Source organism: Kitasatospora sp. NPDC022785 (genome assembly GCF_055561295.1).
The window spans coordinates 23956-43742 of the sequence record NZ_JBVHHB010000006.1 but is presented as its reverse complement, the minus strand read 5'-3'; the positions used below and the strand labels follow the sequence as shown (position 1 = coordinate 43742).

Genomic DNA, 19787 nt, shown 5'->3' with positions numbered 1-19787 from the left:
GCTAGCTCTGGGCGATGTCCTTGGCGAACACCATGCCGTCAATGCTCGCGAGGTGGGCCGGGTCGAGCGGGGCGTAGCCGAACCAGGGGGAGACGCGGGGCGCGGGCCGCGTGTCGCGGAGGGCGGCGGCCAGCCGCGGGGCGTCGATGACGCAGCGGTCCTGCGGGAGTGCGTACAGGAGTCCTTCGACGGTGTCCGGCGGCGGGGTGTCCACTCCCCGGTGGCGGATCGTGCCCAGGGCCGTGGCCACGAAGGCGTACTCCTGGCCGAGCCGGGCGTTCACCAGCGCGCCGGCGCTCCACCACTCCAGACGGACCCCGCCCATCCGCACCGAGCTCTTCTCCCGCTGGAGGTGGGAGTTGTGGGCGTGGACGAGTGTCGGGCCACGGTCGGCGAGGGCGAGGAGGTTGTGGGCCATCATCTGGTCCCGCAGGCCCACCAGCCTGGTCATGCGGGCCGGTGAGGTGTCGGCCATCCAGTGGTGGTAGCGCAGCAGACCGGTGGCGGTACGCCCGCACAGGCGTGCCCGGTCCCACGCGTCCGGCGAGTCCGCCGTGACCAGGTGCGGCGTCTGCGTGTCGAGCAGTGCCACCAGATCGTCGGCGAGCAGCCGCAGTCGACCGGCCTCGGCCGACTGCCCCACGGACCGGGCCGGGTCCGTCATCGCGGCGGGATCGGTCCAGCGGTCGTCGGCGCCGAGCAGGCGGTCGAGTGTTGGCGCGGTGCAGGGGAGCAGCTCAGCGTCCACCCGGGCCGCGAGGTAGCCGTGGAGGGCGGTGAGGGCCTGCCGGGGGCTCGCGGCGCCGGTGATCTCCAGGGGGCCGTCGACGCCGGCGAAGCGGAGCCGTTCGGACGCGGGCCGGCCTTCGTTGTACGCCCGTGCCCAGCACACGAGTTCGCGGTTGGCCGCGGAAGCACCCCACTCGTGGCTGAATCCGCGCGCCATGACCTCGTCGAGGGTGCCCGTGCCCGACGTGACGTGGTCGTCCACGACCAGGCCCATCATGCAGTCGCTCTCGATCGCGATCGTCCGGTAGCCCTCCTGCTCGACGAGCTGTCGGAAGAGCCCGTTGCGCAGGTCGAGCAGCGCGTCCTCGCCGTGGGTGGGCTCGCCCAGGGCGAGCAGCCGGGGCCGGGCCGGGAGCAGCCTCATGACGGAGGCGGCGTCGACGGCATGGGCGACGTCCTTGATGTCAGTAGCCATGCCTTCAACGCTATCGCTGAACCCTCGGTTGAAACTTTGCCGCGATATCGTCGCGCCCATGGGGAGAAACCTTCAAACGGGTGGGCGACTGAGGCCGGTTGATCTGGCGCGCGGGCACGGCCTGTCCACGCAGGCGGTCAGGAACTACGAGGCGGCCGGCATCCTTCCGGCCGCCGACCGCACACCCCACGGCTACCGCACCTACACCTCGCTGCACGCGGGAGCCCTGCGTGCGTTTCTCGCCCTGGTGCCCGGCCACGGTCACCAGACGGCGACGTCGATCATGCGGGCCGTCAACCAGGGCGCGGTCGACGGGGCGTTGCGCATCATCGACGAGAGTCACGCCCAGCTCCTCGACGACCGGCGGACCCTCCAGGCCGTGGAGAGCGCCCTCCGCGACCTGAAACCCACCACCGCGCCCGAGACCGGTGCGGGGCCCGGGCCCGGGCGCGGTGCGGGGCCCGGGCCGACCGAGGTGTCCGGGCCCATCGCGGGGCCCGGGCCCGTAGGCACGTTCATCGGTCCGCTGGCTGGGAAGCTCGGCGTCCGGCCCGCGACGCTGCGCAAATGGGAGAGCGCCGGGCTGGTCCGACCGCGCCGTGACCCGCAGACCGGCTACCGCGTCTACGACGAGGCCGACGTACGGGACGCCCGGCTGGCTCACCAGCTGAGGCGGGGCGGCTACCTGCTGGAGCAGATCGCCCCGCTGATCGCCCAGGTGCGGGCGGCCGGCGGGCTGGAACCGCTGGAGGCCGCACTGTCCGACTGGCACGGCCGGCTGTCCGCCCGCGGGCGGGCGATGCTGACCGGGGCCGCGGAGCTGGAGGCGTACCTCCGCGAGCGCGGATGAGACACCGGCCGCCGGCCGAAGACCGGCGTCGAGGAGTGCGAGGGCGTCGAGGGCCAGACCGAGGGCGTCGAGCACCGGGCCGAGGGCGCCGATCCGGCCCGAGAGGGGCCGACTGCCCTGCCGGCTCCGTGGCCGGAACCGGCAGGGCGGTCTGTTGCCGGTCAGTCCCGGCGGGTGCCCTGGGTGATCCGGCCGATGACGGCCGCGGCCTGCTCCGGGTGCCCCTCCAGCCACTGGCCACCTCCATCGTCCCGGCCGTCCGCTCCTCCTCCCGCTCGAAGCCGAGGATGTCCGGGTGAACGGGCCCCTCCGCCTGCTCGTCGAGGAAGGCGACGAAGTCCCGCACCCCGCCCGAGAACCGGAACCGCACCGAGCGTGACCCGGCCGGGCGGCGCTCGTCGGTCAGCGAGATGTCCAGACCCCGGTTCAGGAAGGCGAGTTCCCGGTAGCGCTCCGCCAGGCCGTCGAACGAGCACTGCACGGTTCCGATGATGTCGGGGTCGGGCCAGAGGGCGAGGGTGGTCCCGCTTCGGGTCGCCGGCCCTGCCTGCGCGAGCGGGGTGAGCGCGACACCGCGCGCGTACTCCTGGACCCAGCGCACTCCTTCGTGGCGCACCTCGGCCGTCAGACGGCTCGACAGGACGTTGGCGACGAAGGGGGCCATGCCGTAGTAGCCGAGCGTCACGTCGTGGCGGCCACCGGGTGCCGTTCCGGTGCCTGCCGCCGGATCGCGGCCGCGGGCCCGGCGAAGCCGCGTACGACACTGTTCCCGGCGGCCCCGAGGTCCCCGATTCCACCGGTTTTCGCGCCGGCCCGCGACACCCCTCGCGCCGGGGCCGGGAGTCCTCGACCGCCGGCTGTTTCGGCACTCCGGGGTGCTGTCAGTCGAGTCGGTAGCGGGCCACGCAGACGTCGCGGCCGGTGGTGGTTCGGTCGCACTCGCCGGCGGCGATCAGCCCGTCGTGACCGGCCAGGGCGATGTCGTAGATCTCGTTGTCGCCGCCGGCGGTGCCGGTCGGGGTGAGGGTGAAGCCGTCGGTGCCGAACCCGGGGTCGGGTGTGCCGTTCTCCAGGTAACGGCCGACCAGGAAGTTGCTGTCGACGAGGAACTCGGTGGCGGCGGCGCTGCCGCCGACGAGGATCCGTCCGTCGGGCTGGATGACCAGGCCTTCGAGGTCGTCGTCGGTGGTGCCGGGCCCGACGTCGGTCACCACTCACCGCGGTGCTGGTGCCGCCGGCGGCACGGTCCCGGAAGGCGCCGCGGACGGCGGGGCGGGAGCGGGACACCTCGGGGCTCCTGGTCGACCCGGCGTGGCAGGCGGGCGTCGCGACGTGCGGGATGCCTCGGCCGGTCTGTTTCAGGGGGCGATCGGGACGGCCTCTGCCACGGCCGGCGGGATTGTCCGTCGCGGGCGGTCCGGGCCCCGGACAATTGCCTGGCCGGTCCGTCTGCACCGGCGGGGCGACCGCCGGCCCGCCGCGGCGCGAGCGCCGGCGCGCCGCGGATCGCCCGAAGGGGAGCACGTCGAACGGGACCGGCCGGGGGAGCGCAGCCGGCCTGCTCAGCCCCTCGCTTCGGCTGCCCCTGTGGGGGCCGGCAGTGTCCGCCCCGTGCCCCTGCTCTGTCCGCGGCCAATCAGGGTTGTCCGCCGCTCACCTGGCCCTCGGCCGGTTTCTTGTTGATGGACAATCAAGCCTGTCGCACGGTGGGACCTCCGCCGGTTCTTCGGTTGTCGGGCTCCGTGAGGGAACCCGCCAGACTCCCGGGCCCGGCACCGAACCCCCATCAGAAAGGCACCACATGCGCGTACGTGCGGCTGTAGTCGCCCTCTCCGCCGCGGCGACATCGTTCGTTGCACTCGCTCCGGCGGCACACGCCGATCCCCCCTCGTCGCGCTGCCTGGTCGAGGCGCCGGCGACCCAGGCCTTCTGCTACTTCTACAACAGCGGTCAGAACGGTGCCGTGCGGGGCTGGGACATGAGCAACTTCGACGGCTACTCGAACATCGACAACGCACCCGGGGACACGGCGTACTTCGTCCTCGGAAGCGGTGCAGGCTCCGGCCTTCGGGTGAAGAACCACGCCGCATCCGCCGCGTACCAGCGTCCGGGGAACTGCAGCGGGTGGGTCCGCTCCTACTTCGAGAGCAATTGGGCCGGTGTCTACGACGAGATCCCCGCATGCACCGGCAGGAACCTCGTGAAGACGAAGAACGAGAACGCGTCCTTCAAGAAGTTCAACTGACGCGGAGTGTGGAGCGCGCCGTCCGCAGCGGCCGGCGCGCTCCACACGCCCCCCGCTCCGGGGAACACTCCGACCACGCCACGCCCGAGGTGCGAGTCTTGCGGACACATGTCAGTCGTTATGCCCATCCCGCTCTGTGTGCGGCGATCGCCCTCGGCGTCGGAGCCGGCATCGGCGGCTGCGCAGCGAACCGTGATGGTCAGGAGCCGTTGCCTGCCACGCTGGAGGTGCCGCCGCCGGCCGTCAGTCAGTTCCCGGCGATCGCCGACGGCCGGATCCCGGAACTCCCGTTGGACCCCTATTTCCTCGACCCGCAGGAGCATCGGACGCTGCTGCGGTCGCTGAGACTGCTGACTGGTGAATGCATGGCCAGGGCCGGCGTCCCGATGCCTCCGGCGCCGGCTGCGCCGGCCCCCGCCGACACCGGTCGCAACGACCGCCGATACGGCCTCATCGACTCGGCCGAGGCGGCGGCCGGCGGGTATCACCCGCCGGCGCAGCCGGCGCAGGCGGATCCGCCGCTCACCCAGGAGCAACTGGACGCCCTGGCGGGAACGCCGGACGGTGGGCCGGGGCCCGGTGGTTCCCCGGCCGTCGGCTGCAACAGCGCGGCAGCCCTGAAGATCACCGGCACGAGGGACTATCCGGCGAACGACCAGGTCGTGCGGGAGATCAACGTGGCGTCGTTCGAGCTGTCCCGCAAGGATGACCGGGTGGTGGCCGCGATCAGGAGCTGGTCCGCATGCATGACCCGTTCCGGGCACGCCCAGCCGGACCCGCTGAACATCGACGGAATCTCCGAGGCCGGGGCGTCCGATGCCGAGAAGGAGATCGCCGGGGCCGACGTGGCATGCAAGCGGGAGACCGGCCTGGTCGCCGTCTGGAACGCCGTTGAGACCGCGTATCAACATGAGCTGATACAGAAGAACAAGAAGGCCCTTGACGAGGTCCTCGGCAAACGGGCGGCACAGTTGAAGAAGGCGCAGGACGTGCTGGCACGCCGGTGACTGCGGTGGCGCCGTAGGCCGACCTCACGGACGTCCACGCGGCTCGCCGCCCCTGGACAGCTGAACGCTGTCGGCGCTGAATGACCCGGGAGCCGAGGACCGGGTCCGCCGCCCCCGCGGGACGTCCTCCTTCACAGTGGGGTGAGGATGTCCTGGTGCGCCCCGTCGAGGACGAAGCCGTTGTCCAGCCTGACCCGGACCGTCACCCGCCTCCCCTGCTCCCGGTACGCCGCCCACTCCGGCTCCAGCGCGGCGATCTCCGCCTCCAGCCGCTTCCGGCTCGCCTCCGGCATAGTGTGCCCGTAGTCCTCGAAGAGCGCTTTGAGCCGCTGGTACTCGCGGACCTCCTCGCTCTCCGGGAGTTCCCCGTCCACCCGCTCGACGGTGCCCTCGATCCCGGCTCCCAGCGAGAGGAACCCGACGACGGCCCCGGGCTCCCCGGCGACCGCCTCACCGATCCCGAGCTCCCCGGCCAACCTGACGCGCCGGCCTTCTTCCAGGGTCATCCGTTCTCTGCCTCTCCGTCGATCGGTGCCGCCGGCCCAGCCGGCCCGCGGCCCCGGCCATTATCCGCCGGGCGCGCCAGCGCGCCGGGCAGCTGACGCGGGGTGGGCCGTGCTTGCCGATCGCGCAGTCCTGGACGTCCTCGTCCGGGACGGGAGCCGGCCCGCGCGGCCGGGCCCGGCTCGGGGCCGGACCGCGACGTCGGGGCTGTCACCGGGCACCTGTATGTTGATCACCCGCCGACCACGTCGGTGCCCCGTCCCAGGGTGTCGATGTGCGGGTCCGGCCTGGGCCGGTGACTGTTTCCCGGACATCGGGTCGCTGTCGCCGGGGGATCAGAACAGACTTCGGCGTGGGGCTGAACCTCCGCTCGTCATCTCAACGTGCTTGAAGGATTTCGCATGACCATTCCTGCCCCGCCCGACCGCCCGCAGTCCGCCGAGGGACCGGCCGACACCAACCCGTGGGCAGCGCCGAGCCCGCGTCAGGGCGAGGGCCGGGGCGGGGCTCCGGGGCAGGGCGGGGCCACGACTCCTGCCACGGCCACGCATCCGGGCCCGGCCACAGCCCCCATCCCGGTCCCGACCATGGCCACGGCCCCGGGTGAGGGCCCGGGTGTGCCGTACTGGCCGCCTTACCTGGCGCCGGCTCCGCAGCCTCGCAACGGCGTGGGCATCGCGGCCATGGTGCTCGGGATCGTCGGTGTCGTTCTCAGCCTGGGCGTCATCCTGTTCTGGCTGTCCTGGCTGCCGGCGCTGCTGGCCGTGGTCTTCGGTGTCGTCGGGCTGGGCCACGCGCGCAAGGGGCTGGCGACCAACCGGGCGATGGCGCTCGCAGGCGTGATCCTGGGTGTCTCCGGTCTGCTGGTCTCGGCCGGCACCGGGGCGCTCGTCGTGGCAAAGGTGCAGGCGGTCAACAAGGAGCGGCAGGCGGAGGAGGACGCCGCGCGCGCTCGCGCCGAGGCTGCGATCGAGGCAGCGAAGGAGCGGGCGGCGAAGGAGAAGGAGCGGATCGACGCCGAGCGGAAGAGGATCGAGGCCGAGCGGGAGAACGAGGCTGCGGACGAGAGGGCCCGGCGCCTGTCGTTCGGCCAGTCCTACACGTACGGGGACGGGCTGAAGGTCACGATGGCCGAGCCGGAGCCCTACGTTCCGAGCACGACCGTGTTCGAGGCCCCCAAGAACGCCACGGTCATCCAGGTGAAGATCACCGTCCTCAACACCGGGTCGGAGGAGATCTCGCTCTACGGGTCCGGGATGCCCTCCGTCAAGGACGCCAAGGGCAACCCCGTCTACCTGCTGATCGACGGAAGCGGACGGTTGAAGATCCTCACCGGCTCTCTCGCTCCCGGCCAGCAGGCCACCGGCCTGTCTGCGTACGCCCTGCCGAACGACGCGGCCGACCGGTTCTCCGTCGAGTTCAACCACAGCTCCGGGCTGCAGCGCAAGAACGTCATCTGGTCCGGTTCTCCCGGCTGACCCGAGGGCGCTCCCGCCGAAGGCTGCTGCGCGATACCGGCCCGCGCGGAACCGTCAACCGCCGCACGGGCGCCCGGGGCGTGGGCCACGAGGTCGGGCTGACCTCGGAGGCCGTGCAACGCGGCCCTCTATGCTGGGGTCGTGACACCGAGAGCCGGGCAGGGACCAGTGCTGCGGGCGGATGCCGCGCGCAATCGTGCCCGGGTGCTGCAGGTCGCCCGCGAGCAGGTGGCCGCCGGTGACGACTCGCTCCAGCTGAACACCATCGCCCGGCTCGCCGGCGTGGGTGTCGGAACCGTGTACCGGCACTTCCCCAACCGCCATGCGCTGGTGGAGGCGCTGTCGGCAGAGCGCTTCCGGGAGCTGGTCGGCGAGGCGCAGGCGGCGGCCGTGGCCGAGGACGCGCTCGCGGGCCTGCACCGCCTGCTGCGCTTCACGCTCGACCGCGCGCTGGACGATGCCGGTTTCGCCGCCGTCCTGGAGTCCGCGAGCGATGCCGAGGAGCAGACCTCGGCGATGAAGGCCGAGCTTGACCGGGCGGTCGCGGACCTCTTGGACCGTGCCCGCCTGGCCGGCGTCGTCCGGGCCGGCGTCGAGGCGGACGACGTGCGCCGCCTGCTCTGCGGCGTCGAGCATGCCGTGCGCTCCGGTGACTGCGACCCCGCGCGCCGAGAGCTCTACCTCGACGTCCTTCTCGGGGGCCTGCGCCCGCCGCGCTGACGGCGGCACGCGCATCACGGCGGCACGCGTCACGTCGGCATCGGCATCGGTGCCGACCCGGTACCGAGGACGCCCGACGGGCCAGTGCACTCCCAACTGACCGGATAGCTATCCGCTTGTGCTAGCGTGCCGCCATCAAAGCGGATAGCTATCCGGATGTGGAACGACGGAGGGCAGAGCGGTGGGCCAACGGGCAGTGGTGACGGCGGGGACCGGTGGCATCGGCCTTGAGACCGCGATCGGACTCGCGGCGCGCGGGCTCGACGTCACGGTGGTCGGCCGAAACGCCGAGCGCGGCGGCCGCGCTCTCGAGCGGATCGCGGCGGTCGCGACGGGAGCCGCCCCGCGGTTCCTGGCCGCCGACCTCGCATCGCTCGACGACGTACGGGCGCTCGCCGCGCACCTGGCGGCCGAGGGACCGCTGAAGGTGCTGGTCAACAACGTCGGCGCGATGTTCGCGCAGCGGCAGCAGACGGTCGACGGGATCGAGGCCTCGTTCGCTGTCAACCACCTCTCGCCGTACCTGCTGACCGAGCTGCTGCTCGATCAGCTCCGGGCCGGCGGGCCCAGCCGGATCGTCAACGTCACCTCCGGTGCGATCAAGGTCGCCAAGCGCACCTTCGACGCCGTCGAGCCGCCGGGCGGCTACTACGCCTTCCACTGGTACGGGCGGGCCAAGCTCGCCAACCTCGCCTACACCCTGGAGCTGGCCGAGCGCCTGCGCGGCACCGGCGTCACGGTCTTCGCCGCCGACCCCGGCGGCGCCGCGACCGACATGACCGACGGCACCATGACCTCGCCGACCATCGTCTCCCCGGGGCTGCGCCTGCTCTGGCCGCTGGTTCGCCGTACCTTCCGGCGCTCCACCGCCGGCCCGGCGTCCGTTGCCGCCCGGCCGTCCGTCCGCGCCGCCACCGACCCGTCGCTCGACGGGCAGACCGGCCTGCTCATCGGCCCCCGGACCCACCCCGTGCCCGCCTTCCGCGGATCCACCGACCCCCGGGTCGTCGGCAACGTCCTCAGGCTCAGCCGAGAGCTGGCGCCGCTACACGGAGGCTCCGACGTCCAACCGGGGTGAGGCCGGAGGGGCAGGCCCTGCGATGACCAGCCTGACGGGAGTCCGGTCTGCTCAACCGTCCTTCCGGGGCGCGCGGCGGCCGGACGGGCTGTCACATCGGCGCACCGGCCGCGCGGACGGTGCCGTCAGGCGGGCAGTGCTGCCGATACGGTCGCCTGAACGCCCGCGGCGGACTGCTCGGTCAGGAGCTGGTGCGCTCCGGCGACCCGCGCGAGGGCGTGCTGATCGGCAACGAGCGTGCGGCGCAGCGCCCGCCCGGCCGCGGCGTCCTGATCCGCCGCCGGTACCCGCCACGGTGGTCCAGCCGGCGCATGCCCAGCCCTCGGCCGACGCCGGGTCCGACTCCGTCTCCGGCAACGACGCCGGGCCGAGCGCGTGAGCGGACGCGGACCTCGTCGTCCGGCCGGACCGGCCGCGCGGTCCTCCTGCCCGAGCCGCACGGCCTCCTACTTGGAGTCGACCCGCCCGAGCGGGTCGGGGCCGGCCGTGAGCGCGTCACGCGCCGTCTGCCACGCGGGATCCCCGGGGCGGAACGCGGTGCGGAGGAAGGCCCAGGTGAGCCGCTGGACCACTGCGACCCGCTCCGGGTTCTCGTCCGTGGTCTCGGCGACGTCGTATCCGGAGACCCCGCCGAGCCCGTGCTCCGCGTCGAAGAGGGTGAGCAGGGACTTGGGGCCGGGGGAGAGGACGTACGGATCGGTGTGCCATTGCGGGCCACGGACCGTCAGGTGGTCGGAGGCGTCCTTGTCGCCGGCGACCACGAGGGTGGGCGTCGTCATCCCGGTGAAGTCCGTGGTCGAGAGGAAGGGGTAGTTCTCGGCCACGAACGTGGTGAGCGCGTCGCCGCCCCTGCCGGGCGCGGCGAGCAGGACACCCGCCTTGATCCGGGGCTCGGCCAGGTCCACCACCGTTCCGTCGTGCGGGTCGGTGAGCCGCGCGCCCAGCAGCAGGCTCGCGGTGTGTCCGCCCATGGAGTGCCCGGCCACGGCGACCCTGCTGTGGTCCAGGCGCCCGAGGAGCTGCGGGACGGCGGCCTCGATCGCGTCGAGCCGGTCGAGGATGTGCCGCATGTCCTCTGCCCGCGAGCGCCAGTACATCGGAGCCCCCGGGGTCCCGGGATCCAGACTCAGCGTGCTGGAGCTCAGATGGGTGGGCTGGATGACGGCGAAGCCGTGCGCCGCCCAGAAGTTGACGAGGGGCGCGTAGCCGTTCAGAGAGGAGAGGTTGTTCGAGTGGCCCTGACCGTGCGAGAGGAGGACGACCGGTAGGTCGCTCCCGGTCACCGGCGCGGAGACCCGCACCTGCAGATCGACGGCCCGGCCGGGAGCCGGCAGTACGACCGGACTGACCGACAGGACCGGAGTGGGCGGGCCGAGGATCTCGGCGGTGCGGGAAGACTCGCTCATGATGCATGTGTCCCTTCAACGGCCTCTGCTGCCGGTCCCGTCGGGCCGGCGGCGGTCGAGGCGGGCGGGAGTGTCCGGCTTCACCTGCGGTAGAGTCGGAACGTTGTTCCGCTTAACGTACGGAACAACGTTCCGCTTCGTCAACTGTCATGGGAGGAGAGCGTGGTGCCCAGTTCCAGCCCGTCCGGTGAGGTGCCCGCCCGAAGCAGGCGGGCCGACGCGCTGCGCAACCAGCAGACGCTGCTTGCCGCCGCTGCCGAGGTCTTCGTCACCTCCGGCGTCGACGCGCCGATCCGTGAGATCGCGGCCAGGGCGGGCGTCGGTCTTGGGACGATCTACCGGCACTTCCCAACGCGGGCGGACCTCGTCGTCGCCGTCTACCGTCACCAGGTGGAGGCCTGCGCCGAAGCCGGCCCGACGCTGCTGGCCGGCTCGGACTCCCCCCTCGCGGCGCTGCGGCAGTGGGCCGACCTCTTCGTCGACTTCCTGGTCACGAAGCACGGACTCGCCAACGCGATGCAATCGGACAGCAGTGGATTCCTGGCGCTGCACACCTACTTCCTCGACCGCCTGGTACCCGTCTGCGCTCAGCTGCTCGACGCCGCGGTCGACGCCGGCGAGATCGGCCCGGGCATCCAGGCCTACGAACTGATGCGCGGCATCGGCAACCTCTGCATCGGACGCGACAGCGACCCGCGCTACGACCCCCGCCGATTGGTCGGACTGCTCCTTCTGGGGCTTCGGCCCGCGCAGTCATCACCCTGACGCCGACGACACCCGATGGACCGGCCGGGCCCGCGTCCGGCTCGGCCGTGGAAGTCGCCGGCGGCCGCTGAAGCGGTCGAGTTGCCGGGGTCGGTCATCGGCCCTGTCGGCGGAAGTGGTCGCCGTGTTCGCGCAGGAAGGCGTCCAGGGTGCGGGGCGGGCGGCCGAGGATGTCGGCGACGGTGGTGGTGGGGGTCTCGGGCCGGGCTACGGCGAGTTGCTGGATCTCCGTCACGTGGTCGGCGAGCCAGGTCGGCAGGTGGGCGTGGTGGATGAGGTTGTCCCGCAGTTCGTTCGGGCTGAGGTCGACGTAGCGGATCTCCCTGCCGGTCAGGGCGGACAGCCGGGAGGCGAGTTCGGGGTGGGACACGGCTTCCGGGCCGGTGAGGGTGTACGTGCCGCCGGCGATGTCGGGCCTGGTGAGCGCGGCGGCGGCGACGTCGCCGATGTCACGGCAGTCGACGTAGTTGCAGGGCGCGTCGCTCATCGTGCCGAGGAGGAGGCCCTGGGCGAGGGTGGGCGCCGGCCGCAGGAGGTTCTGCATGAACGCGTAGGGGCGCAGGACGGTGTGGGTGAGCCCTGAGGTGCGCAGGTGGTCCTCGACGGCGTGGTGTCCGCGGGATATGGCGACGGGGGAGTCGGGTTCGGCTGCGGGCGCGGAGATCTTGACGATGTGCCCGATGCCGGAGTGGGCGGCGATGTCGATGACGCGGGTTTCGAGTTCGACCTGGGCGGGGCTGTTGGCCATGGCGAGGAAGAGCCCGCTCGCGCCCTCGAAGGCTGCGCGCAGCGAGTGGGGGTCGGCGGCGTCGGCGTACCGGACCTCGACAGGCGGACGGTGTGCGCCGGTAAGGCCGGGCAGCGGCCGCTGGGGGGTACGGGTCAGCGCGCGAACGGGTTCGCCGAGTGCGAGGAGGCTGTGGAGAAGGGCGTTCCCGGTGGCTCCGGTCGCTCCCATGACAACGATCATCGGTGTTCTCACTTCCTGGTGGGTTTCCTGGTGGGTACCCGGCGGCGGGTGCCGCCGGGGTGGACCCGGCCGGGCCCGGGCCCGGGCCCGGGCCCGCGGGGCGGGCAGTCGGGCAGGTCCGGTGCCGCGGTGGGCTATGGCCGGGATGCGGTGGTGGTGATGATGCTGCGCCAGCGCAGGGTGACGATGGTGGTGGCGAGGGCCGCGGAGACGGGCAGGTCGATGCGCAGGCGTTCCAGCCAGGGACCGGCCGGGACCGGGGTGTGGGCGGGCAGCCATCGGGCGGCGAGCCACCCCAGCAGGGCCGCTGCGCCGGCGGCGGTGACCACGAGTACGGCGGTCAGGGCGACGCGCGGTACGGCGGTGGTCCACCGCCGCGGCCTCCCGCCGTGCCCCAGCCAGGTGCCGACCAGGAACGCCACCACGGCGGAGGTGCCGGCGATGGAGGTGCACGCCGCAACCGCCAGGTCCCGCTGCCCGGTGACGACCCCGGCGGTGCCGGCCATCAGCGCGGGGGCGGCGTAGGCGGTCAGTACCTCGCGCCACAGGGTGAACGGCCGGGACGCCGCCCGGCTTCGGCCGGCTCTGTCCTTCATTGCGGGCATGGGGGCCTCTTTCTCGTCAGCGTGAGGAAAGCGAAGGGTTGCTGCGGGGTGGCCGGCGGACCTACCGGCCAAAGAAATTAGGCGGCTAACTATATGTTCGCGAAAAAGGCCCTGCCCGGAGGGCGGGGCCAGGGACGGCCGAGAACCGGGTCAGTCGGCGGCCAGGGCCGCACTGCCGCGCACCACGCGCGCGAGCAGATCGAGGAACACCGCGCGCTCCTCGACGCTGAGCCCGCCCACCATCGCCTCCAGCCGCCCGAAGTGCTCGGGCGCCATGTCGCGAAGGCGCTGCGCACCGCGCGCCGTCAGAACGGCCACCGTGCCGCGTCCGTCCTCCGCGGACGGGCGCCGGGCGATCAGGCCCTCGCGCTCAAGGCCGTCCAGCAGGCCGGTGATCGTGGCCCGGGAGACGTCGAGGTCTGCCGCAAGGCGTGAAGGGGACTTCTCTCCGCCGTGGGCTTCGAGGTCGGCGAGCAGGCGGTAGCGCCCCGTCGACAGGCCGAACCTGGCGAAGTGCGCCTCGGCCGCCCGGCCGACCCGCGCGCCCGCCGAGATCAGTCGTACGGCGACGAGCACCGCCTGCGGATCGGTCTCCAGGCCGTAGTGCTCGACCTGCCGCCTGGCCTGGTCCAGCGTGGGCACCTCGTCGTCGACCCCATCCCTCGTCATGAAGGTAATATGGCGGCTAATTACCTTGGTTGTCAAGGCGCCCAGGCACTTGGCCGCCCTGGCCGGATCTGACCCCCCGGCGACCGGCTCGCCGACCCCCTCCGCGCCCGCTGTCCAGCGACTCCGCGCTCCCGTTCCGCTGCGCCGGCCCCGCCCCGGCAGCGTGTCGACCGTGCCCGCGACGGGAACTATTCCCGCTCCGCCTGTGCCCCCCGAGGCCGGGACGCTCGGCAGGTGGGCCCGACTCCCATGCGGTGTACACCTGTTGACGTATTTCCCGCAGAGGTCATCCGTGACCGTTGACCGCCGTGCCTCCCGACGGTTTGGCTCTCCTGAAGCCCGCCGCCGGGAGGGAGCCCGGCCGGGCGATCACAGGGGGAAGGACAGACCTCATGGCACGCAGCACCCGTACCACCCGCAACCGGTGGCCGGCCGTCGGTGGCAGCATCCTCGCGACCGCCGCCGTCCTCGCCGCGACCGCCGCACCCGCCCAGGCCGACCCGGCACCGCGCGGCACCGTCCAGGTCAGCGTCGGGCTGAACGGCGCCGTGCCGGACAACCAGTCATGGAGCCGGGGGATCAGCGCCGACGGCCGCTACGCCCTGTTCACCTCGTGGGCCACGAACCTGGTGGCCCAGCCCGCGAAGAGCGGACGCGACGCCTATGTCCGCGACCTGCGGACCGGCCGCACCGAGCGGATCAACCTGTCCGACGACGGCGCCGTGCTGGACGGCTTCACCGACTACGTCGCGATCAACGCCGACGGCCGGTACGTCGCCTTCGACAGCGACTCCGCGGACGTGGTGCCCGGCATGCAGGTCCAGGGGCGCGACGAGGTGTACATCCGCGACCGGCGGACCGGCCGCACGGAGCTGGTCAGCGGGGCGCCCACCAGCACCGACACCGAGCGGTTCCACGCCTCGTACGCGCCCTCGGTCAGCGCGAACGGCCGCTACGTGGCCTTCGTATCCAGCCGGACCGACCTCGCCCCCGGCCCCCAGGGTGGCGACCCGTCGATGGCCAGGCCCTACACCTGGGACTACAACATCTACGTCACCGACCGCTGGACCGGGAAGACCCGGCTGGTGACCCGCGGCGTCGACGGCAAGCCGGGCGACGGCATGTCCCTCAACCCGACGATCAGCGCGGACGGCCGTACCATCGGCTTCACCTCCTTCGCCGGCAACCTGCTGCCCGCCGAGCAGACCCCCGCACTCGCGGCCCCGGCCGCCGAGGGCGCCGCCGCCGACGTGGAACCGGCCCGGGGCATCGCCGCGGCCGTGCCCCGCAGCGCCCGGGCGAGCCTGGTCCAGCCGGACCTGGCCCGGCCGACGACCGGCGCCTACTACACGTACGACGTGGACTCAGGCCGCATCGCCGCCGCGAGCCTCGACCTCGACGGCAAGCTCGGCTACGCGAGCTTCGACGCGACGATCAGCCCCGACGGGCGGCGCGCGATCTACGCCCTGCCCGAGCCCGGCGGGTCGACGAACGGCCACCGGTACCACACCGTGCTGTACGTCCGGGATCTCAGGAAGGGCACCGTGACGAAGATCAGCGGCGGCCTGTCCGGGACCACCTCGGTCGGCTCCTCCGACCACGGCCGGATCACCGCCGACAACCGCTGGGTCTACTTCTCCTCCGCCGCCGACAACCTGGTGACGGGCCCGCAGCACCAGGGCTGGGACGTCTACCGCCAGGACCTGAAGACCGGCCGCACCGAGCGGATCGCCACCGCGCCGGACGGTTCGCCCGGCAACGGCTCCTCGATCGACCCGGTCGTGGACGCCCGCGGCGACACGGTGGTGTTCGGCTCGACCAGCGGAAACCTGCTCGCCGGCACCGGCGGCCCGGCGACCACCGACTACCAGGTCTTCGCCCGCACCACCGGGAACCACGGCGACGGCGACGGTGACGACGACCAGGGCCAGGACGACGACTGACCGGAAGCGTTGGTCGCACCGTGAACTGCGAACTGGGAACCGCGAACCGCGAGGCGATGCGCGTACGGGAGCAGGAGGGCGGGGCGGTGGTCGGTGGGCCGTGCGGTGGGGCGAATCGATCCGCCCCGCCGCACGGCGGATGCGTTCACGTCTCCCCGATCGGCATAGCGTTAACCGTCAATCCAGTGCAACGATCGGGCGCCTGTCATTGCGTTAGAAGTGAGGCGATTGCAACGATATTGCCGCTGTGGCCTGCATCAATAGTGTTTCCGTGCAACTGTCTTGTTGCGTGAAATCTGAAGGCAACGTAGCGTTTCCATCGTCAGAAACAGCGGCGGCGGGTTGTGGGCCGGTGCCCCGGGCGGCGTGCTCCGGTCTCGCAGACCGACGGGCGTGCGGTACGCGGGTGGGCCATCAGCAGGGGGCGGATCATGGAGACAGTGCAGAGCCGGCAGCAGGCGGCACCCGGAGCCGTCACGGCCTTCGCCCGCTTCGTCCTCTTCGGCGGCTCGGTGGGGCTGGCTTCCAGCTTCGCCGTGACGGCCCTCGCCTCCTGGATTCCCTGGATCCTGGCCAACGCCCTGATCACCGTGGTCTCCACGCTCCTCGCCACCGAGCTGCACGCCCGCTTCACCTTCGGCGCGGGCCGGCGCGCGACGTGGCGCCAGCACTCCCAGTCGGCCGGGTCGGCGGCAGCGGCGTACGCGGTGACCTGCCTGGCGATGCTTGCCCTGCAGCAGGTGGCGGCGGCGCCCGGTGCGTTGCTTCAGCAGGCCGTCTACCTCACGGCCTCCGCACTCGCCGGCGTCGCGCGCTTCGCGGTGCTGCGCCTGGTCGTCTTCACGCGGAGCCGCTCGCAGGCCGCGGCCACCGTCCGCCACGCCCCTCCCGCGCACGCGACCGTTGCCCTCACCTCGGCCCCGACCGGCCGCGGGGCACTCTGCCGCGCAGCCTGAGCGTTTCCCCGGGTCAGGGAAGGGCGCATCCATTCTTCGCAGGGAGCCTGCCGGTGTCGAGCGCGGCGCCCCGCCCGGGCTGATCCGACGGCACCCGGGCAACACGCCGGTGCTTGCGGTGACGAGACCTCGTGCAACCAGCCTGTGGGATAGTTCCGGGGCCGTGAGCGTCCTGAGCACCAGACCCGGCCACGGCCACCACGCATGATGGAGCCCGATCGTGCCTGTCGTCCGAACTGCCGTCATTCTCCTCGGCCTCCCGGCAGGGCAGCCGCTGAACCTTCGCGGTGACGCCCCCTGGTACGTCTCCTACTTCTTCAGTCCGACACACGGTCAGGCGTCGTACTGGCTCAAGCAGACCGACAACGAGGTGCTGCTCACCGGTGAGGTGTTCGACTGGGCGTTCATCGACGACCCCGCTCCCGACCTGTCCACGCGCCGCAAGGCGCTCGATCGGGCGATTCGGGCGCTGGAGGACAGCCGGGGCGTCGACTTCTCACCGTTCGACGTCGTCGTCGTGGTGCTGGGGCTGAGGGACGGCTACCCGTCCAACGGCGGGTCGGACGTGGCGACCTCCCGTCACCGGCAGCACCACGGAATCGTCACGCGGGTGAACGACCGGTTCGACTTCGTGGCCCACGAGTTGGGTCACGCACTCGGCCTGACCCACTCCTTCGGCGACCCAGCCTTCAAGGATCCCGGGGAGGACTACGGCGGCTACGCGCACCCGTACTGCATCATGAGCGCGATGGCCTACGGAGGCATCGGCAGCTCCTACCTCCCGGCCACGCCACGAGACAACCGGCCCGAGTACTCGGGGCTCGGCCCGAGCCTGAACGCGACGACCGCGCTGGGCCATGGGTGGCTCCACGCGCACACCTACGATCCGGCCACCGCGGGCGCCGCCGAGTTCACCCTGCGCAGCCGGCACTGGCTGGGCCGGGACACCGCTCTGCCACCGCAGGCGCTGGAAGTGCTGGCCCCCGGCGGGCGGAACTACGTCATCGAGTACCGGGAGAACGCCGACTGGGACCAAGGCCAGGGCACGCCGGCGCTGATCGTCGCGCAGGGCCGCGGCAGTACCGGTGATGCGCACTACCCCGGTACCTTCGCGACGACGTACCTGGCGCTGCGCCGTCTGCCGATCGCTTTCGGGTCGTGGGGCGGCGTCTACAACGGTCCGGGTTTCGGCATGGAGGTGATCGCCCGGTCCCCGGCCGATCACACGGTGACGGTCCGTCTCCGTCCGCGAAGGGTCCAGCCGGTCGAGATCGCGTTCACGGACCGCGTGGAGACCCTGCGCGAGGACGAGGTGGGGGCGGGCGAGACCACCTGGGCGCCGGGCGAGAAGTTGTGTGTCGTGGGCACCTGGGACTACCGCGAGCTCGCCAACACCCAGGAGGCCGTGGTCGAGGCGAGCTACCCGCCCGCGGACGTACCCGTGACCGTGGCGTGGACCGTCGACGGCACGCGCCTGAAGGGGCCGTCCGGGCAGCTGCTGCTGTCGAAGCAGGTGCAGGTCGCCAACCCCAGGCTCGACACACAGGAGGACGTCCGTCCGGTCGTCGTGGCCTACACGATCGAACCCCTGCCCGCGGGGGCACGCCTACGGCTGGCCAACCGGCCCGCCGACGAGACGTTCGAGCTGGACGTCCACGCGACGGTGTCGACGTCGTTCGGCGAGGCCGGCGATCAGGTGTGGGTCGGGTTCCGCGGCCGGGAGTACCGCTACCCGCCGGAGTTCGACCGGACGCGCGACTCCTGTCTCCAGAACTTCATCGACATCGGTCACCGCTTCTCCAAGTACAAGGTCCTGCTGCCGCCGGATCTGTGGCGGCGAGTCAGGCCGGAGCGCGTCGACCAGGTGCAGCGGCTGACCGACGTCCTGGCGTACCTCCACACCGAGCGGGAAGAGGCGGCCTACCGGCAGGCAGTCGGCGAGCTCGCGACACTGGTCAACGACGCGAGCGTCCGTCCGGCACCGGTTGAACTGGACTCGGTGGCCCACGTGACGATCCCGGACGGGCCGCTCGCACCGCCGGGCCACGAGGTCCTTCCCTGGTCGACCTGACCGGCCCCGGAGATCAGCTGCACCCTGTCGGCGCCGCCCCGCCGAATCCGGCAGCCACCTCCCTGCGTCAGACTCCGAAACCGGTCATGGGGCCCATGAAACCCCAGGTCGGACCGTCTGTCAGTGCCGCCTCGTAGTGTGGGATCAACGTTGGAGGGGCGCCGGAAAAGGCGTCGAAAAGGGCGTTGGAACAGGGGTAGAGGCATGTCGGTGAACAGGATCAAGCACAAGGTCAACCACGTTTCGCTCGTGGTCGACAAGTCGGGCTCGATGCGCCAGCACGAGGCGCAGCTTGTCCGCGTGGTGGACGAGTTCGTGAAGGGCCTTCAGGAGGAGTCCGACCGGCTCGGCCACGAGACCCGCATCAGCCTCTACGCCTTCGATCACGAGGTGCAGAACCTGGTCTGGGACATGGACGTCAAGCACCTGCCGTCCCTGCGGGGCCTCTACGCGGTCGACAACGGTGCGACGGCGCTGATCGAGGCGGCCGTGAAGTCCGTCGACGACCTGAAGAACATCTGGGAGGGGTACGGGGAGCACTCCTTCCTCCAGGTCGTCGTCACCGACGGCGAGGAGAACGCCTCGGGCTGTTCGGAGAGCGGCCAGATGCACACCCGCATGGCCGGTGGCAAGGGCACCGCGGTGCTGCGCAGCTGGATGGACCGGATCCAGGGCGCCATGGACGACCTTCCCGACCACTGGACCTCGGCGATCCTGGTCCCGAACTCCCTGGCCAAGCGCACCGCTCAGGAGTACGGCTTCCCGGCGGGCAACATCGCGATCTGGGACGCGGATTCCAGCAAGGGCGTCGAGGAGGCCATCGGCACCGTCAAGGCCGCTGCCACGAGCTTCCTGCGGGGCCGTGAACAGGGCGTGCGTGGCACCAGGAACCTTTTCGCCATGGGCCAGGACCTGAACACGGCCGAGGTGAAGGCCAATCTTGACGCCCTGGACACCGGCAAGTACATCCTGATCCCGGTCGACCAGCAGATGCCGATCCGCGACTTCGTCACCAGCGCCGGGCACGCCTACAAGAGTGGCTGCGCCTTCTACGAGCTGTCCAAGCGCGAGAAGATCCAGGGCGGCAAGCAGCTCGCCGTGGCGGAGAAGGACCCTGCCACCGGCCGGATGACGGGCAGGGTGTTCTCGGGCCCGGCGGCCCGCCGGCTCCTCGGCCTGCCGGAGTCGGAGGTCACGGTGAAGCCGGGTGACAACCCGTCGTACACCGTGTTCGTCCAGTCCACGTCCGTCAACCGGAAGTTGGTGCCGGGTACCAAGCTGCTTGTCACCCTGTAGCAGAGGGCCGCGGGGTTCGA

General features: G+C 71.9%; 18 protein-coding genes. 11 read left to right on the top strand and 7 right to left on the bottom strand.

From position 1 onward, the window contains the following. Position 1 precedes the first annotated feature (1 nt). Positions 2-1204: an erythromycin esterase family protein gene (locus tag ACZ3YO_RS12070; RefSeq protein WP_465568184.1), complete on the bottom strand. Its 1203-nt coding sequence runs from the start codon at positions 1202-1204 to the stop codon at positions 2-4. Positions 1205-1262: 58 nt separating this feature from the next. On the opposite strand from ACZ3YO_RS12070, the gene ACZ3YO_RS12065 reads away from it, so the two are divergent. Then, positions 1263-2054: a TioE family transcriptional regulator gene (locus ACZ3YO_RS12065; RefSeq protein ID WP_465568181.1), complete on the top strand. Its 792-nt coding sequence runs from the start codon at positions 1263-1265 to the stop codon at positions 2052-2054. Between the two features lie 881 nt (positions 2055-2935). Here the strand turns inward: ACZ3YO_RS12065 and ACZ3YO_RS12060 are convergent. Next, positions 2936-3265, bottom strand: a complete 330-nt coding sequence (locus ACZ3YO_RS12060; protein WP_465568178.1) for a delta-60 repeat domain-containing protein — start codon at positions 3263-3265, stop codon at positions 2936-2938. Positions 3266-3855: 590 nt separating this feature from the next. Here ACZ3YO_RS12060 and ACZ3YO_RS12055 point away from each other — a divergent pair. Together ACZ3YO_RS12055 and ACZ3YO_RS12050 are read left to right on the top strand one after the other, a co-directional pair. Further along, positions 3856-4299 (top strand): hypothetical protein, encoded by a 444-nt coding sequence (locus ACZ3YO_RS12055; protein ID WP_465568175.1) that lies wholly within the window; start codon positions 3856-3858, stop codon positions 4297-4299. A gap of 98 nt (positions 4300-4397) precedes the next feature. Further along, the gene (locus tag ACZ3YO_RS12050; RefSeq protein WP_465568172.1) at positions 4398-5306 is read left to right on the top strand and encodes a hypothetical protein; all 909 of its coding nucleotides are present in this window, start codon (positions 4398-4400) and stop codon (positions 5304-5306) included. A gap of 131 nt (positions 5307-5437) precedes the next feature. Here the strand turns inward: ACZ3YO_RS12050 and ACZ3YO_RS12045 are convergent, their stop codons facing one another. Beyond that, a complete protein-coding gene (locus tag ACZ3YO_RS12045) occupies positions 5438-5812 on the bottom strand; it encodes a hypothetical protein (protein ID WP_465568169.1) in 375 nt (124 codons plus the stop codon). A 399-nt stretch (positions 5813-6211) separates the two neighbouring features. Between ACZ3YO_RS12045 and ACZ3YO_RS12040 the strand changes: the two genes are divergently transcribed. The 3 genes from ACZ3YO_RS12040 (at position 6212) to ACZ3YO_RS12030 (ending at position 9086) form a co-directional block, all read left to right on the top strand. Then, positions 6212-7288: a DUF4190 domain-containing protein gene (locus ACZ3YO_RS12040; protein ID WP_465568166.1), complete on the top strand. Its 1077-nt coding sequence runs from the start codon at positions 6212-6214 to the stop codon at positions 7286-7288. A 141-nt stretch (positions 7289-7429) separates the two neighbouring features. After that, entirely contained in the window at positions 7430-8008 is a 579-nt protein-coding gene (locus ACZ3YO_RS12035) for a TetR/AcrR family transcriptional regulator (RefSeq protein WP_465547287.1), read from the top strand. Positions 8009-8189: 181 nt separating this feature from the next. After that, a complete protein-coding gene (locus tag ACZ3YO_RS12030) occupies positions 8190-9086 on the top strand; it encodes an SDR family NAD(P)-dependent oxidoreductase (protein WP_465568162.1) in 897 nt (298 codons plus the stop codon). 446 nt (positions 9087-9532) lie between these two features. Here the strand turns inward: ACZ3YO_RS12030 and ACZ3YO_RS12025 are convergent, their stop codons facing one another. Then, the gene (locus ACZ3YO_RS12025; RefSeq protein ID WP_465568159.1) at positions 9533-10492 is read right to left on the bottom strand and encodes an alpha/beta hydrolase family protein; all 960 of its coding nucleotides are present in this window, start codon (positions 10490-10492) and stop codon (positions 9533-9535) included. A gap of 165 nt (positions 10493-10657) precedes the next feature. On the opposite strand from ACZ3YO_RS12025, the gene ACZ3YO_RS12020 reads away from it, so the two are divergent. After that, positions 10658-11257 (top strand): TetR/AcrR family transcriptional regulator, encoded by a 600-nt coding sequence (locus tag ACZ3YO_RS12020; RefSeq protein ID WP_465568156.1) that lies wholly within the window; start codon positions 10658-10660, stop codon positions 11255-11257. A 94-nt stretch (positions 11258-11351) separates the two neighbouring features. Here the strand turns inward: ACZ3YO_RS12020 and ACZ3YO_RS12015 are convergent, their stop codons facing one another. From ACZ3YO_RS12015 to ACZ3YO_RS12005, 3 genes are all read right to left on the bottom strand, one after another. Beyond that, positions 11352-12215: an NmrA family NAD(P)-binding protein gene (locus ACZ3YO_RS12015; protein WP_465568153.1), complete on the bottom strand. Its 864-nt coding sequence runs from the start codon at positions 12213-12215 to the stop codon at positions 11352-11354. Positions 12216-12361: 146 nt separating this feature from the next. Then, on the bottom strand, positions 12362-12832 hold the full coding sequence (locus tag ACZ3YO_RS12010) for a hypothetical protein (RefSeq protein ID WP_465568150.1): 471 nt from the start codon (positions 12830-12832) through the stop codon (positions 12362-12364). A gap of 150 nt (positions 12833-12982) precedes the next feature. Next, complete coding sequence (locus ACZ3YO_RS12005) at positions 12983-13501, bottom strand: MarR family winged helix-turn-helix transcriptional regulator (RefSeq protein ID WP_465547281.1); 519 nt, start codon at positions 13499-13501, stop codon at positions 12983-12985. Between the two features lie 392 nt (positions 13502-13893). Here ACZ3YO_RS12005 and ACZ3YO_RS12000 point away from each other — a divergent pair, with 392 nt between their 5' ends. The 4 genes from ACZ3YO_RS12000 (at position 13894) to ACZ3YO_RS11985 (ending at position 19767) form a co-directional block, all read left to right on the top strand. Beyond that, positions 13894-15444, top strand: coding sequence for a TolB family protein (locus tag ACZ3YO_RS12000; protein WP_465568145.1), 1551 nt, complete (start codon positions 13894-13896; stop codon positions 15442-15444). Positions 15445-15875: 431 nt separating this feature from the next. Beyond that, on the top strand, positions 15876-16400 hold the full coding sequence (locus ACZ3YO_RS11995) for a GtrA domain-containing protein (RefSeq protein WP_465568143.1): 525 nt from the start codon (positions 15876-15878) through the stop codon (positions 16398-16400). A 220-nt stretch (positions 16401-16620) separates the two neighbouring features. Then, positions 16621-18471 carry a zinc metalloprotease gene (locus ACZ3YO_RS11990; RefSeq protein ID WP_465568140.1) on the top strand — a complete coding sequence of 617 codons (1851 nt, stop codon included), beginning with the start codon at positions 16621-16623 and terminating at the stop codon, positions 18469-18471. A 204-nt stretch (positions 18472-18675) separates the two neighbouring features. Further along, complete coding sequence (locus ACZ3YO_RS11985; RefSeq protein ID WP_331742318.1) at positions 18676-19767, top strand: vWA domain-containing protein; 1092 nt, start codon at positions 18676-18678, stop codon at positions 19765-19767. The last annotated feature ends 20 nt before the right edge of the window (positions 19768-19787 follow it).